The organism is Thalassotalea sp. G20_0 (genome assembly GCF_017744175.1).
Lineage (GTDB): Bacteria > Pseudomonadota > Gammaproteobacteria > Pseudomonadales > Endozoicomonadaceae > Endozoicomonas.
The window spans coordinates 1-752 of sequence record NZ_JAGHQV010000340.1 but is presented as its reverse complement, the minus strand read 5'-3'; the positions used below and the strand labels follow the sequence as shown (position 1 = coordinate 752).

Genomic DNA, 752 nt, shown 5'->3' with positions numbered 1-752 from the left:
GGCTGTACACCATCCAGTGCCCAGTCACCACCAAGAAAGTGATTCTGTACACGGATTGACTGACCCTCCTGATCTTTCATAGCAATCAGCAGGTCATCCCCATCACGGCTGAAGTCCAAAAACTCCAGAGTTGCACCACCCTGAAGCAACAACAGTCCGTGTCCGCCTCGGTTATCAACAACGTCCGCGCCATCACCCACTGCCCAGACGTAAGTATCCTGACCCGCGCCTCCTATCAAGGTGTCGTTGCCGCCCTCTCCACGAAGCTGGTCATTACCATCACCGCCGATCAACGTGTCATCACCGGCACCGGCATCCATGTAGTCATCGTCAGCACCACCTTCCATATGATCATTGCCTTCACCGCCGAACAACTGGTCTTCGCCAGACTGCCCGAGCAGGGTATCGTCACCACTACCGCCAGAGAGGGAGTCACTTCCCATACCACCTTCCAGGTGATCGGTGCCTTCTTTGCCTTGAAGGTTGTCGTTGCCCTCACCACCGAATAAACGATCATCGCCGCTTTCACCGTCCAGGTAATCATCACCGGCATCGCCATGAATCAAATCATTACCGGCACGTCCCCAGACTTTATCGTCTCCGGCACCGGCATGGATCTCATCATGATGATCACGGTAGCCAATCATGGTCTGATCGTTACCTTCAGTTCCATAAGTCACCACCTGCTCTTCAAGGTCGGCATTGGATAAGATGGTGCCATCGGCAAACTCAAAACTATTGATTTTGAAGTG

At 53.3% G+C, this 752-nt stretch carries 1 pseudogene; it reads right to left on the bottom strand.

The annotated features are described in order from the left end of the window. A pseudogene (locus J7438_RS26395) lies at nt 1–752 on the bottom strand (hypothetical protein); the annotation flags it as partial.